Raw genomic sequence first — 13,367 nt, forward strand, 5'->3', positions numbered from 1 at the left:
CTTGCCACCTACGTATTACCGCGGCTGCTGGCACGTAGTTAGCCGTGGCTTTCTGGTTAAGTACCGTCACACAGGTAGCAGTTACTCTACCTGTCGTTCTTCCTTAACAACAGAGTTTTACGAGCCGAAACCCTTCTTCACTCACGCGGCGTTGCTCCGTCAGACTTGCGTCCATTGCGGAAGATTCCCTACTGCTGCCTCCCGTAGGAGTCTGGGCCGTGTCTCAGTCCCAGTGTGGCCGATCACCCTCTCAGGTCGGCTACGCATCGTTGCCTTGGTGGGCCGTTACCCCGCCAACCAGCTAATGCGCCGCAGGCCCATCCATCAGCGACAGCCGAAACCGTCTTTCAACTCCCCACCCCGCGGTGGAGAGGATCATCCGGTATTAGCCACGGTTTCCCGCGGTTATCCCGGACTGATGGGCAGGTTGCCTACGTGTTACTCACCCGTCCGCCACTCGATCAGAGGGAGCAAGCTCCCTCCTCTCGCGTTCGACTTGCATGTATTAGGCACGCCGCCAGCGTTCATCCTGAGCCAGGATCAAACTCTCCATAATTGGAAAGCCCATCTTGAGCTCGTCTTGATACTGAAATCAGTATCGTTTGCGTTTGTATTGTCCGCCTCAATCTGTGACACACGATGTGTGTCGCTTTCTCGGAATTAAACGTTGACATATTGTCATTCAGTTTTCAATGTTCTCTCTTTTTGTGTTGCTCGTTTTTCTCACTCTTAGTATGTTACATCAGCCACAAGTTTTATTCAAGCGTAATTTTTACACTTTCGAAAAACTTTTTTGCTGAAGAAATACTGTCTTGTTGCTGAGTTAAAAAATTTACGCCGCTCAAATCAGCGACAAGATATATCATAACAAGTGTGCATTTTAATGTCAACAACTTTACTGAAGAATTTTAAATTCTTTTTTCGCGTCTGCTTTGTTCATCAAATGCTAAATATTAGGTTATCATAATGGGCCATAATTGTATATAATGAATTTCAGAGGTGAAAGTATGAAAAAGAAAGGCAATAAGATCCAGCGGATCCGCGGCTATGCTCTGGCCCTTGTGTTCATAGGCATGGGAATCATGTATCTGGGAGTATTCTTCAGGGAGTCGCCGATCATTTTCAGCATCTTCCTTATAGTAGGACTGCTTCCGATAATGCTCAGTTTCATCATATACTTCTGGGTGGGAATGATCAGCACCCGGACAGTAACCGTCCAGTGCCCCAATTGCGAAAAGCACACGAAGATACTCGGTCATGTCGACTTCTGCCAGCATTGCAAGGAACCCCTTACGATCGACAAGGAACTGGAAGGCCAGGATTTCTCACTGGATTACAATGTAGAACACAGAAGGAACCAGGCAATCGATGAAATCAATAAAGAGACCGGTCAAACCGACCGTCCACAGGACAAATAGGAAAAGCGGCCATGCGGCCGCTTTTCCTATTTTCTGTATGAATCTGTTTTTGCATTCTAGACCTGTTCCCTGCATTCCGGACAGAGGCCGTATATCTCGAGTCTGTGGTGACTCACATCATATTCAGTCACAGAACCGGCAAGCTGTTCCACTTCTTCGAGTCCCGGATAATGGAAGTCTGTGATCTTGCCGCAATTACTGCAGATGATATGGTAATGCGTATCTGTTATGAAATCGAACCTGCTGGATGAATCCCCGTAGGTGAGTTCTTTTACCAGGCCGGTATCCTTGAAGAGTTTCAGGTTATTATATATTGTCGCTACACTCATATTAGGATATTCACTGGACAACGCTTTGAATATATCATCAGCAGTCGGATGTTCTTCAGTTTCTATCATATACTTGAGCACTGCTTTTCTCTGTGGTGTAATTCTGACACCAGTCTCCTTGAGTGCATCAATCGAATCAGTGAACTGTTCATTGGCATCCATCATCTTCATATTGATACCTTCTTTCCTATATCAGACTACTGTATTACATTTATTGTACTTCGTTATTAAATTGTTTGTCAAATCAGATTTTCAGTAGCCGCGGGCATTATCGATGATATTCTCCATGGAATCGAAATCATCAGCCCGCCTCAGGTTATATATGAAGATTTCGAATGCACGTGTTAAATATTCCGGCGTTTTGGATGACGCGTGCGGTGTTATTGTCAGATTGTCATACTCGTAGAATTTATGACCTGGCGGCAGCGGCTCCTGATTGAACACATCCAGGATCATGTGCCTGATATATCCTTCTGACAGAACCGCATTCACGGTATCATCTGTCATGATATCCCCGCGTCCGATATTGACGAAGACGGCTGTGTCTTTCATTTTCCTGAACGTTTCTTCATTGAGCATGCTCCGGGTGGATCCGGTGCTCGGGAGGATGTTGATCACTATATCCGCTTCGCCGATGTGTGCATGCAGTTCGTCAACGGGGAGGGTCCGGTCGAAATTTTCAACTTCCCTGCCCTTTGTATTGTAGCCTGTCGTTTCTGTGCCGAATGCCTTCAATACGCCCGCCAGATGCGAACCGATGCTCCCGGTGCCGAGGATATGGACGGTTTTACCGTATATCTCCTCAGTCACTGCCTGTTTCCTCCAGTACGCCCGCTCCTGCTCAAGGTTCAGCTGATGGATATCCTTGTAGAAATTGAGCAGGAGTCCTATCGTATATTCCGTCATCTGTATCTTATGGATGCCTTTGGCATTCGTGATGTGGACGCCCTCCATCTCCGACAGCGGCATATCATCCAGACCGGCACTCATCACCATCACCCATTTCAGGTTTTTGAAAGCTTGCATATCTTCTGCTTTCATATCAGAGCCGTAAGTGACGAATATATCCGCCCATTCCCGGTCCCTGTCTGTCACTTCACGAGATTTCACAAAACGGAATTCATATCCGCCGAATTCATTTTCAAGCTGTTCCAGCATGTCTTCCCTGAGTCTTGTTGTCGAGAGGATATTCTTCATCAGCCTAAACCTCTTGCAGAAATTCTTTGAGGGAGTCCATATGCTCTTTCGCTTTAACATTGTCATAACGCTTCAGGATGTTGCTGTTTTCATCCACGACAAAAGTGGTCCGGACGATTCCCTTCGATTCTTTGCCGAACACTTTCTTCATCCTGTATACATCAAGGCTCTCGGCCAGCTTGAAATCCTCGTCCACCAGGAGGTCGAAGTTCAGACCCTGCTTCTCGATAAAATTCTGATGTTTCTTCTTAGAGTCGCCGCTCACCCCGTAGACCGTTACACCAAGGTCGTTGAGGAAATCCATGTTATCCCTGAGATCGCATGCCTGTGTGGTGCATCCGGGTGTATTGTCTTTCGGATAGAAGTAGATGACCGTCTTTCCTTTCAGGTCTTCATTGGAAACTGTTACCCCGTTCTGGTTTTCAAGCGTAAATTCCGGAAATTTATCCATCTGTAATCCTCCTAGATAGTTTTATATATACTGATGATAACGGACTTCTGCATAACTCACAACACAATGAGCCTCGCTTAATAATAGAAGATATGTATGATAGAATAACTAGTATAAAAAATTGCAGTTAAAAGGATGAAAACGAATGTTCAGTCACGGAAAATCAAAAGCACTCAAAGATGAAGCGGATAAAGTCATACTGGGCGGTGTCAACTCCCCTTCCAGATCATATAAGGCAGTCGGTGAGGGCGCACCAGTCGTGATGGAACGTGCAGAAGGCGCATACTTCTATGATGTGGACGGCAACAGATACATAGATTATCTCGCTGCCTATGGTCCGATCATTACAGGCCACGGCCATCCCCGTATCCATGAGGCCATTGCCGAGCAGAGCAGCAAAGGCATCCTGTACGGCACTCCGACGACTCTCGAAATAGATTTCGCCAAAAAGATCCAGGAAGCAATTCCTTCACTGGAACGCGTAAGATTCGTAAACTCAGGCACCGAGGCGGTAATGACCACGATCAGAGTGGCCCGCGCCTATACCGGCCGCAACAAGACCATCAAATTCGAAGGCTGCTACCACGGCCACTCGGATCTCGTTCTCGTTGCTGCAGGAAGCGGCCCTTCCCAGCTCGGCACACCGGACTCCGCGGGAGTCCCGCAAGGGGTGGCCGAAGATGTAATTACGGTGCCGTTCAATAATATAGAAGATTTCAGGACCGCGATCAGCCATTTCGGTGATGAAGTCGCCGCAGTGCTTGTGGAACCGATCGTCGGCAACTTCGGCATCGTCGAACCGTTCGACGGTTTTCTTGAAGAGGTGAACCAAGCTGCACACGACAACGGTTCACTCGTCATATATGATGAAGTGATCACAGCATTCCGCTTCATGTACGGCGGTGCACAGAACTTCCTCAACGTGGATCCGGATCTGACTGCAATGGGTAAGATCATCGGCGGCGGAACACCTATAGGCGCCTATGGCGGACGGCTTGATATAATGGAAAACGTAGCCCCTCTCGGACCGGCCTACCAGGCAGGTACGATGGCCGGCAATCCGCTGAGCATGGCAGCCGGAATCGCATGTTTGGAAGTGCTTGAGAAGCCGGGGGTCTATGAGGAGCTTGAGCGACTCGGAAAAATGCTTGAAGACGGGCTCACAGAACTGATTGGAAAATACGGGATCAAAGCCTCCATCAACCGTCTTGTCGGCGCACTTACAATCTATTTTACAGACAGGACGGTCACCGACTACAACATGGCTGAGGAAAGTGACGGGGAAGTATTCTCAAAATTCTTCAATGGCCTCATTCAGAGAGGCATCAATATTGCACCATCCAAATACGAAGCCTGGTTCCTCACAACAGAACATACTGAAGACGATATCAGAGAGACGCTTTCCATCGTCGAAGAAGTTTTCAAAAATGATTTATAGGAGATGGTGCCATGCGTTTTGGTGCTAGAGTTTTTAAAACCGGAGTCACCGTTGTATTCACTCTCATGATCACCAAACTGCTGAATCTTGAACCCACACTGATTGCAGCCATTGCCGCGGTCTTTGCTCTGCAGCCGAACGTGCACCGCTCGGCAAAAAGGCTGTGGGAGCAATTCCAGGGAAACACCCTCGGTGCTATATCAGCAATTGTGATGGTCCTCTTATTCGGCAATAACATCATCATCATCGGACTCACGGTCATACTGGTGCTTGCCGTCCTGCTGTTCTTCAATCTGCAGAGCGTCTCGACGCTTGCAGTAGTGACGATGATCGCCATCATGGATGCACCCCAGCTGATGGGTGAGACGACAACATTGGAGTTCCTGGAGGCGGCGGGCATCAGGTTTTCACTTGTGATGATCGGCGTATTCTGTTCACTCGTCGTCAACCTGGTCTTCATTCCGCCCAAGTATGAAACGAAGATGTATCACAACTGCTTTAATATCACGAGTGACATTTTCAAATGGATCAGACTTGAGTTGAATGCCGTAAGTGAATATCAGGTGGTAAAGAAGGATATCGAATCACTCAGGACGAGAGTAGTGACACTGGAGACTATGTACCTATGGTACCGGGAGGAAAAGAACTATTTCAGCAGAAGGTATTTCGCGGAGGCGCGCCGCAAGATTTTATTCCAGCAGCTCATTTCCTCCACGAGAAGGGCATTTGAACTGCTCCGCAAGATAAACCGGTTCGAAAATGATTATAACCACCTTGATGAAGACTTCAGGTACAGGATCAAATATGAACTGGAACAGCTCATGGCCTACCATGAGCAGATATTCATGAAAATAACCGAGAAGATCAAACCCGAAGTCCCGGCTGACGTTTATGATGTCGATGACCAGTTCGAGTATTCCATGATGGACAACTTCGTCACGCTGTATAATGAAGCTGAAACTGACGAGGAGAGGATCCAGTATGAAAATATACTGGAAGTGATCTCCTCCATCCATGAGTATTCAAATTCACTCGACAGACTCGACAGGTTGACCTCCAGCTTCTTCAGGTTCCATGCCGATAACAATAAGATCAACATCCAGGATGAAACGCTCGATATATAAAAAAACAGGTATCCTTTCTGGATACCTGTTTTTTAGTGCTTCCATCCATTGTTTTCGGACGCCCGGCCTTTGAATCTGCTGATATGCGGGTTCCCTTTTACAATGAAACGGTAGGGGAAATCGACCGCCTCTTCCTTCGTGTCGATACCGATGCGTTTTGTCGCTTCGATGACTGCCGGCGTCCTCCCCTCTCTCAACGTCAGTATTCCATTGTTCAGTTCCATACCATTATGAAGGTCCCTTTTTATGCCAAGCGCCTTAGTGAGTTTTCCCGGCCCGGTTGTGAGATCATTCTCCCTGCTGCGGCGGCTGGCCATGATCTCCTTTCCGATATTCGGTTCGATGCCGCGGATCAGCACCCCTTCAGGATGCTCTTTTTCACGGGTCAGGAAGTTCATGCAGTTGTGACCGTGCATACTGTAGACATATATATGGCCGAAACTGTTGAACATCTTCTCATTTTTCTTTGTCCTCCTGCCGCCGAAAGTATGCGCCGCCCTGTCGTCCAAACCGAGGTAGGCCTCCACTTCGGTGATGAAGCCGCTGGTCGCTTCGCCATCAATTTCGGTAATGATTTCCTTTCCCAGAAGTGCTCTTGCCGCTTCCAGGGTATCATGCTGCAGGAATGAAATATCTGCTTGTCCGCTCATGAACTCATCCTTTGGATATTATATATTATAAGTTTTGAATGCTGTAAAGGTCATAGTATGCGCCCTGTCTGTTCATCAGCTCATGATGTGTGCCGGATTCTTCTATCTCACCGTTGCTCATGACGAAGATCCGGTCTGCATGGGTGATTGTCGAAAGCCTGTGTGCCACTATGATTGTCGTCCTGTTATTTGACAATTCAAGGAGGGTTTCCTGTATTATGCTCTCACTCTCAAGGTCGAGTGCGCTCGTCGCCTCATCCAGTATGAGGATCGGCGGATTTTTCAGAAACACTCTGGCAATCGCGATGCGCTGTTTCTGTCCGCCGGATAATTTGACGCCGCGTTCGCCCACCTCTGTGTGGTATCCATCTGGCAGCCCCATTATGAATTCATGGGCATTCGCCCGTTTGGCTGCCTCGACAACTTCCTCTTCAGTCGCATCCGGTTTGGCAAGCATTATGTTTTCAAGAATTGAGTCCGAGAAGAGGATGTTGTCCTGCATCACGAGACCGATGTTATTCCGGAGGGACTCTATCGTATAGTCCCTGATGTCCTTGCCATCCAGCATTACCCGGCCCTCTGTCACATCGTAGAACCTCGGTATCAGGTTGACGAGGGTGGATTTACCCCCGCCGCTCATGCCGACGAACGCGACGGTCTCTCCGCTGCCGACATTGAAGCCAATATCTTTCAACACACCCGTATCCTCGCCGTTATAGTCAAAACCTACGTTGCTGAACTCGATATTGCCGTCCGTACGGTCGAGTTCTTTTGCACCTTTGCGGTCCTGGACGTCATATTTCACATCATAGAGCTGGAACACCCTGTCCATAGAAGCGATACTCTGTGTCAGAGTTGTAGAGGATGAAACGAGCCTGCGGAGCGGGCCGTACAGCCTGTCGAGATAAGCGATGAATGCCGCCAGCGTACCCACCGTCAGATTCCCGTTTATCACCTGGTAGGCACCATATCCCACGACCAGCAGCGGACCGATGTCAGTGATCGTATTGACGACTGAGAAGCTTCGGGCAGTCCACTTTGCGTGGTTTGTCGCCTTATCAAGGAAATTGGAATTCCTTTCATTGAAACGGCCTTCCTCATTCTTTTCGACAGCAAAGCTTTTGATGACGTTTATACCCTGGATCCTCTCATGCAGGAATCCCTGCACTTCTGCAAGCGCCTGGGACCTTTCCCGTGTCAGCCGTCTCAGTCTGCCGAAGAAATACCATACACCGAATATATAGAATGGGAAAATGACCATGGACACGACCGTCAGCTCCCCGTTCATGCTGAACATGATTACGAGGGCGATGATGATCGTCACGAGATCGAGCCAGACGTTCATCAGCCCTGTCATGATGAAATCCTTCGTCTGTTCCACATCATTGATGACCCGCGAAATTATCTCCCCCACTTTACTGTTCGAATAAAATTTCGCACTCAGCATCTGCAGGTGGCCGTACATTTTCTTCCTGATATCATACAGTATCTTATTGCTCGTCCACTGGGCAAGATACTGTCTGAAATATTCGACCGGCGGCCGGATCACCACAAAGATGAAGGAAAAGATCAGAAGGACCCTGATCAGCATGTTCATCTGGTCTTCAACCGTCAGACCGTCAGCAAGAATAATGCTGTCAATTACGTATTTGATCAGCAGCGGCAGAAGAAGCGGAATCCCGAACTTCAGGATGCCGATGAGGATCGTCAGTACAATCAGCCACGTATACGGCTTTACAAATTGCAGATAACGTTTTATCAATTAAAAACTTCCTTTTCAAAAAAACAATCAACCGTCCCCAGTTGATTGGTCTTCAGTATGATTTGAAATCGTTGTTGAATCTCTGCTGCCACACTTTGATGAAATCCGGAGCGAAAGGCCCCTTCTTCCTTTCGATCCATTGCTGGAGTATATCCACATTGCGCCTTAAAATCTTGTCTATGTCATCCGGGTACTTCATGCGCTGCTTATGGACACGGTATTCGTCTTCATCGAGCAGATGATACTTGCCGTCAGGATACACTTTTATATCCAGATCGTAATCAATGTATTTCAATGCTTCTTCATCATAGACAAATGGCGAGGAAAGATTGCAATAGTAGTATACGCCATCTTCACGGAACATGCAGATTACATTGAACCAGTAATCCACATGGAAATAGACAATCGCAGGTTCGCGGGTGACCCATGTGCGTCCATCGCTTTCAGTGACCAGAGTACGGTTGTTGCCGCCGATCACAACATGATCCGTCCCTTTCAGGATGGTCGTCTCGGACCATACGCGGTGGATGTTCCCATCATGTTTATAGCTCTGGATCTTGACCCTGCTGCCTTCTTTGGGTATGGATTCGAAACCCATATTCCACACCACCTTTATAATAATACTTCTATATTATATCATAGACGCATTTATAATCACATTTTTTGGTACTACATTTCCAGCTGCCTGTATATCTTCTGCATGGCCCTGCTCATGGGCAGCTTTGCCACCTCCGCCCGCGGTACGAAATCCTCATGTGCCCCTTTTGTATATAAAACATATCCTTCCATATACCAGACCTGGTGGGTGAACACATGCTTCACACTGCCTGTGTGGATGTTCGGGTGATCAAGGGGCACCCCCAGCTCCTCTTCGATTGTTTCAATAGAAGTATCGATATCATATTTAGGCAGTTCGTACATTCCGCCGAGCAGTGTGCCTTCCTGCTTCCTGAGCATGATTTCCCCCTTATCATTGAGGATGAAGTAGACGTTGTAGTATATCTCCTTTTTGCTCTTCGCCCTCTTTTTCACCGGCAGTTCGGACACCTGCCCCTCTTTGTATGCTTCGCAGTGTTGCTGTACAGGGCACATGATGCATTTCGGAGTTCTCGGCGTGCAGATCACTGCACCCAGTTCCATCAGAGCCTGGTTGAAATCCCCCGCTTCAAGCGGCAGGACCGCTTCAATGTCCTGCTTCACGGATTTCTGGACGGAGGCTTTGGTCATATCCCTGTAGTCCAGGTTCAATCTAGCCATGACCCGGAGCACATTCCCGTCCACGGCGGCGAGCAGATTGTTGAAAGCAATGCTCTGCACCGCCCCCCCGATATACGGTCCGACGCCTTTGAGACTGAAAAAGGCATCGGGATCGTCCGGTACCGTCGAATCATATGTATTCTGCACTTCCTTCACTGCGGCATGGAAATTGCGTATCCTGTTATAATAGCCGAGCCCTTCCCAGTCCTTCAATAGACTTCCCTCATCCGCATCGGCCAGAGCGTCAAGATCCGGGTAATTGGTTATGAATTTTTCAAAATAGGGTATAACAGTAATAACCTGGGTCTGCTGCAGCATGACTTCACTCAGCCAGATGTGGTACGGATCGCTCGTCCGCCGCCATGGCAGGTCTCTTTTATTTGCCTGGTACCATGCCAGTAGGTTATTATTAAAATCTGAAATGTTCAGCATCGTGACATCTTCCTCTACATAAATTTTCTCGATTGAATGGGGAGTCTTAATATGGATACTCTAACACATACCCTGATGGGCGGGACCATAGTCGGCCTGGCCGCAATGGATCCTGCAATCGATCCATTATCCGTCGGTTTCATCACCACTGTTGTGGGCGCCTCACTCGTCCCCGATGTGGACACCATCATGAAGATGAAAAACAATGCAGTATACATCACACACCACCGCGGAATCACCCATTCCCTGCCCTTTACATTCTTCATCTGGCCGGTCCTGCTCACAGCCCTGTCTGTGCTGCTGTTCGATCTCCCGGCATTGAACATGTACCTGTGGATACAGTTTGCGGTCTTCCTGCATGTTTTCGTCGATATATTCAATTCTTACGGCACACAGGCGCTGCGTCCGATAAATAACACCTGGATACAGCTCGGTGTCATCAATACCGTCGATATTCCCATCATCATAATGCATGTACTCTACTTCATACTGTGGTTCCTCGGCATGTCACCGGTCGCGCTCTTTTTCATACTGTACGGCGTCATGCTGGTCTACTACATTGCACGCGCGGGCATGCAGCGGTTCATCAACAGGAAAGTGGAACGGCAGCTCCCCGGGGAATATATAACGCGGGTCTTCTGCATGCCGACCATCCACTTTTTCGAATGGCGGCTCGTCGCCGTCACACAGAACGCATACTACGTTGGCAGGAGTTTCCGCGGAAACATCATCTTTTACGACCGTTTCAATAAGAGCGCACGGATCGATGAAGAACTGTTCGAAGCGGTGAAGAAGGATCTGAATTTCAAGGCCTTCACCTTCTTCTCCTCAATATACCGCTATGAAGTGAAGGAACTTTCAGAGGACCTGGCTGAAATAAGGTATGTCGATCTCAGGTATCTGAAAGACGGCCATTACCCGTTCGTCTGTATCATGCAGATAGATAAGAATGATAAAGAGATCATACACAGCTATACCGGCTGGGTCTTCTCGGAAAGCAAACTTCAGCGCAAACTGATAAATAATTAAAACGACAGGATGTCAGGCATCCTGTCGTTTTTTTCTGTACTGGTAGAGATTGAACTTCATCTTGCTGTAGAACCCGAGCATCCACAGGTATAGGAATGCAGCCTGTGAAAAGAACAGTATATCATGCGGCAGCCTGTCGATATTCCAGGCAAGCTGCACAGCGTTCGACTGAAGTCCGTTCACTACATAGTAGAAAGGGTTCAGGCTGAGTATGTTCTCAAACACATCGGGTATCGATTCGGGCAGATAGAGTACCGGCACGACCAGTACCAGCACTGTAAATACCGCCACATTCACCTTCCCGAGGTTCGGAGTCTCCACTGTCAGGAACAGCAGGATGAAAGGTATGATCAATATGACACCGAGAACCGTGTAATACAGCAGGGAGAATATATCGATCAGCCAGTCATCCACCACAAGTGCTGTGAATGCACTGTACAGAACAGTGAACATCACGAAGATGAAAGTCTGGAAAATGACTGTCGGAAGCATTCTGAAATACAGCGGGACATAACTGACTTTGACCACTGAATCTTTATAGAAAGTGGCGTTCCTGTTCAGGACCACCATACTGAAGAGCCATACAGCACCCATCAGACCGACTACGGTATACAGATAACGTATGATCCCCTCCGGTCCCATGAATGTCATCGCCACGAGCAGAAATACAAGTCCGATGGCATAAAACAGGAGGGGCGTGAGATTGTGCTTTGAGAAATATCCTGTCTGATCCAGGAACTGCCTCCACAAATACCTTACTTTGTAATTCATCTTTCCCCTCCTACTGGTCAATGTACAGCCATGTTTCATTCGATGCATCCAGGATCATGAAGCCGCCATCCTGCAGCCTGAATATGACATCTTCGGACTTAAGTCCATATTCTTCACGGAGTCCGTCGATATCGGAAGCAGGCATGGTCATTGAAAATACGTAGCCGTTCCTGAAATGATACGTAACAGGAAAGCCGGAAACCGTTGCATGCCGCTCGTCGGATGATGACAGGCTGAAACCGTCCGTCACTTCCTCCGCCTTTCTTCCCACATACCGTGTATAGAACTGATAGGACTCCACGAATCTGTCACTGGTGTAAGGCAGGAGTGACTCAAAAGCAGCTTCAGGATAGAGGCTCGCCGGATTGAAATAGATCAGACTGTCCTCACCGGCCTCATACTCCGCGCCTCCCATCAATACCGTATATCCATCCTGGTGGTCAGAATCCACTTCAACAAGGCTCATGTGGGAGAGCACCCGGCTGCCGAACTCCATATCATCTTCTGCAGTGATTGCATAATAAGTCCGCGCGTTCTCTTCCTCTTCCGGCACAGTCACTGTCTGATCCTCGTTGCTGTTCGCCTCACCGGTAAACGAGATATCCATGAATATGACAAAGCTTGACATCAGCATCATGAACAGCAATACAACAGACAATATGATCTTCCGGATGTTCAGTCCGTCGATGATGCCGGTCTGTTTACGGCTCAGCCGCTTCAGGGAGTGTTTATATCTTGCGTACTCGGAGACATTCTGTTTCCATTCAAGATCAAAAAGGGCCTCTTCATCCACGCTCTTCAGCTGGCTTTTCTTACGCATATACTCATTATATGTATCCACGCCTTTTTTGACGCTGCCATCATAGCGTATCTGTCCATAACTGAGCCATAGGAAATAGTTCGCAAGAATGCTGATCGGTTCAATATCGCTCTCAAGCAGAAGGATGCCGCGCTCCGAACGCTCCAGATTGTTCACGGTACCCCTGAACATCTCTTTATCCCGGCCGCTCAGATGACGGTACATATTACAGTAGATGATGATATCCGCATCAGTGACTTTGGACATCTCAATCAGTATCAGCGCGATTTCCCTGCGCGGCAGGTCTCTGAGGGGCGTGGTCCATCTTTTTCTGAACAACGGCTGCTCTTTGAGTTCCTCCATCACTCTCAATGCAGCATCCGGCCGCATATATTCATCCAGAAGCTCCGAGACGAAAATATTCACAGGGTGCCTGTGATGGACATGATCCATGACATCCAGGCTGAGTATGGAACTCCTGGTTTTCACTTTCCCTTTTGTCGCATCCAGCGTGCCGCTGACAACCTCTTTCAAATAATAGAGAGACTTATAGTCCGACAGAATGCCGAGCACTTCTCCCTTGTAAAGATGGAAAGTGACATCCTTCAGCATCAGACCTTCAGCACGGCTGAGCATCCGGTCCTTGAATTTCACCGGTTCTTTGGCATAAGTCAGGTCCCGTGCCCTGAGCAGAATGATGTCGTGCATTG

13 protein-coding genes and 1 rRNA gene are annotated in these 13,367 nt (G+C 48.1%); 4 read left to right on the forward strand and 10 right to left on the reverse strand.

The genetic code is table 11. The features are described 5' to 3' along the window. Positions 1-556: ribosomal RNA gene (locus WN59_RS07960) — 16S ribosomal RNA — on the reverse strand; the annotation flags it as partial. Between the two features lie 451 nt (positions 557-1,007). Between WN59_RS07960 and WN59_RS07965 the strand changes: the two genes are divergently transcribed. After that, entirely contained in the window at positions 1,008-1,418 is a 411-nt protein-coding gene (locus tag WN59_RS07965) for a DUF2614 family zinc ribbon-containing protein (RefSeq protein WP_046515426.1), read from the forward strand. A 56-nt stretch (positions 1,419-1,474) separates the two neighbouring features. Here the strand turns inward: WN59_RS07965 and perR are convergent, their stop codons facing one another. From perR to bcp, 3 genes are all read right to left on the reverse strand, one after another. Continuing rightward, entirely contained in the window at positions 1,475-1,909 is a 435-nt protein-coding gene (gene perR, locus WN59_RS07970) for a peroxide-responsive transcriptional repressor PerR (RefSeq protein WP_046515792.1), read from the reverse strand. A 90-nt stretch (positions 1,910-1,999) separates the two neighbouring features. Continuing rightward, on the reverse strand, positions 2,000-2,944 hold the full coding sequence (locus WN59_RS07975; RefSeq protein WP_046515429.1) for a D-2-hydroxyacid dehydrogenase: 945 nt from the start codon (positions 2,942-2,944) through the stop codon (positions 2,000-2,002). A 4-nt stretch (positions 2,945-2,948) separates the two neighbouring features. Next, complete coding sequence (gene bcp, locus WN59_RS07980) at positions 2,949-3,395, reverse strand: thioredoxin-dependent thiol peroxidase (protein WP_046515434.1); 447 nt, start codon at positions 3,393-3,395, stop codon at positions 2,949-2,951. Positions 3,396-3,540: 145 nt separating this feature from the next. On the opposite strand from bcp, the gene WN59_RS07985 reads away from it, so the two are divergent. Then, positions 3,541-4,833, forward strand: coding sequence for a glutamate-1-semialdehyde 2,1-aminomutase (locus tag WN59_RS07985; RefSeq protein WP_046515437.1), 1,293 nt, complete (start codon positions 3,541-3,543; stop codon positions 4,831-4,833). Between the two features lie 11 nt (positions 4,834-4,844). After that, positions 4,845-5,957, forward strand: a complete 1,113-nt coding sequence (locus WN59_RS07990; RefSeq protein WP_046515440.1) for an FUSC family protein — start codon at positions 4,845-4,847, stop codon at positions 5,955-5,957. 32 nt (positions 5,958-5,989) lie between these two features. Here WN59_RS07990 and WN59_RS07995 read toward each other — a convergent pair whose 3' ends face one another. The 4 genes from WN59_RS07995 to mutY form a co-directional block, all read right to left on the reverse strand. Further along, entirely contained in the window at positions 5,990-6,607 is a 618-nt protein-coding gene (locus tag WN59_RS07995) for a DNA-3-methyladenine glycosylase (RefSeq protein WP_046515444.1), read from the reverse strand. Between the two features lie 25 nt (positions 6,608-6,632). Then, complete coding sequence (locus tag WN59_RS08000; protein WP_046515447.1) at positions 6,633-8,369, reverse strand: ABC transporter ATP-binding protein; 1,737 nt, start codon at positions 8,367-8,369, stop codon at positions 6,633-6,635. A gap of 52 nt (positions 8,370-8,421) precedes the next feature. Continuing rightward, a complete protein-coding gene (ntdP, locus tag WN59_RS08005) occupies positions 8,422-8,967 on the reverse strand; it encodes a nucleoside tri-diphosphate phosphatase (RefSeq protein ID WP_046515451.1) in 546 nt (181 codons plus the stop codon). A 71-nt stretch (positions 8,968-9,038) separates the two neighbouring features. After that, positions 9,039-10,058 (reverse strand): A/G-specific adenine glycosylase, encoded by a 1,020-nt coding sequence (gene mutY, locus WN59_RS08010; protein ID WP_046515455.1) that lies wholly within the window; start codon positions 10,056-10,058, stop codon positions 9,039-9,041. A 51-nt stretch (positions 10,059-10,109) separates the two neighbouring features. Here mutY and WN59_RS08015 point away from each other — a divergent pair, with 51 nt between their 5' ends. Then, positions 10,110-11,087: a metal-dependent hydrolase gene (locus WN59_RS08015; RefSeq protein ID WP_046515458.1), complete on the forward strand. Its 978-nt coding sequence runs from the start codon at positions 10,110-10,112 to the stop codon at positions 11,085-11,087. A 12-nt stretch (positions 11,088-11,099) separates the two neighbouring features. Here WN59_RS08015 and WN59_RS08020 read toward each other — a convergent pair whose 3' ends face one another. Both WN59_RS08020 and WN59_RS08025 read right to left on the reverse strand, forming a co-directional pair. Further along, positions 11,100-11,858, reverse strand: a complete 759-nt coding sequence (locus WN59_RS08020; RefSeq protein ID WP_046515462.1) for a hypothetical protein — start codon at positions 11,856-11,858, stop codon at positions 11,100-11,102. A gap of 10 nt (positions 11,859-11,868) precedes the next feature. Further along, a complete protein-coding gene (locus WN59_RS08025) occupies positions 11,869-13,365 on the reverse strand; it encodes a hypothetical protein (RefSeq protein WP_046515465.1) in 1,497 nt (498 codons plus the stop codon). Between the last annotated feature and the right edge of the window lie 2 nt (positions 13,366-13,367).

This window comes from Salinicoccus sediminis (assembly GCF_000986795.1).
Taxonomy (GTDB): Bacteria; Bacillota; Bacilli; order Staphylococcales; family Salinicoccaceae; genus Salinicoccus; species Salinicoccus sediminis.

Coding starts and splice junctions, on each gene's coding strand:
- ntdP (WP_046515451.1), bottom strand. CDS start 8,967: ATGGGTTTCGAATCCATACCCAAAGAAGGCAGCAGGGTCAAGATCCAG.
- WN59_RS07985 (WP_046515437.1), top strand. CDS start 3,541: ATGTTCAGTCACGGAAAATCAAAAGCACTCAAAGATGAAGCGGATAAA.
- WN59_RS07995 (WP_046515444.1), bottom strand. CDS start 6,607: ATGAGCGGACAAGCAGATATTTCATTCCTGCAGCATGATACCCTGGAA.
- WN59_RS08025 (WP_046515465.1), bottom strand. CDS start 13,365: ATGCACGACATCATTCTGCTCAGGGCACGGGACCTGACTTATGCCAAA.
- mutY (WP_046515455.1), bottom strand. CDS start 10,058: ATGCTGAACATTTCAGATTTTAATAATAACCTACTGGCATGGTACCAG.
- WN59_RS08020 (WP_046515462.1), bottom strand. CDS start 11,858: ATGAATTACAAAGTAAGGTATTTGTGGAGGCAGTTCCTGGATCAGACA.
- bcp (WP_046515434.1), bottom strand. CDS start 3,395: ATGGATAAATTTCCGGAATTTACGCTTGAAAACCAGAACGGGGTAACA.
- perR (WP_046515792.1), bottom strand. CDS start 1,909: ATGGATGCCAATGAACAGTTCACTGATTCGATTGATGCACTCAAGGAG.
- WN59_RS07965 (WP_046515426.1), top strand. CDS start 1,008: ATGAAAAAGAAAGGCAATAAGATCCAGCGGATCCGCGGCTATGCTCTG.
- WN59_RS08015 (WP_046515458.1), top strand. CDS start 10,110: ATGGATACTCTAACACATACCCTGATGGGCGGGACCATAGTCGGCCTG.
- WN59_RS07990 (WP_046515440.1), top strand. CDS start 4,845: ATGCGTTTTGGTGCTAGAGTTTTTAAAACCGGAGTCACCGTTGTATTC.
- WN59_RS07975 (WP_046515429.1), bottom strand. CDS start 2,944: ATGAAGAATATCCTCTCGACAACAAGACTCAGGGAAGACATGCTGGAA.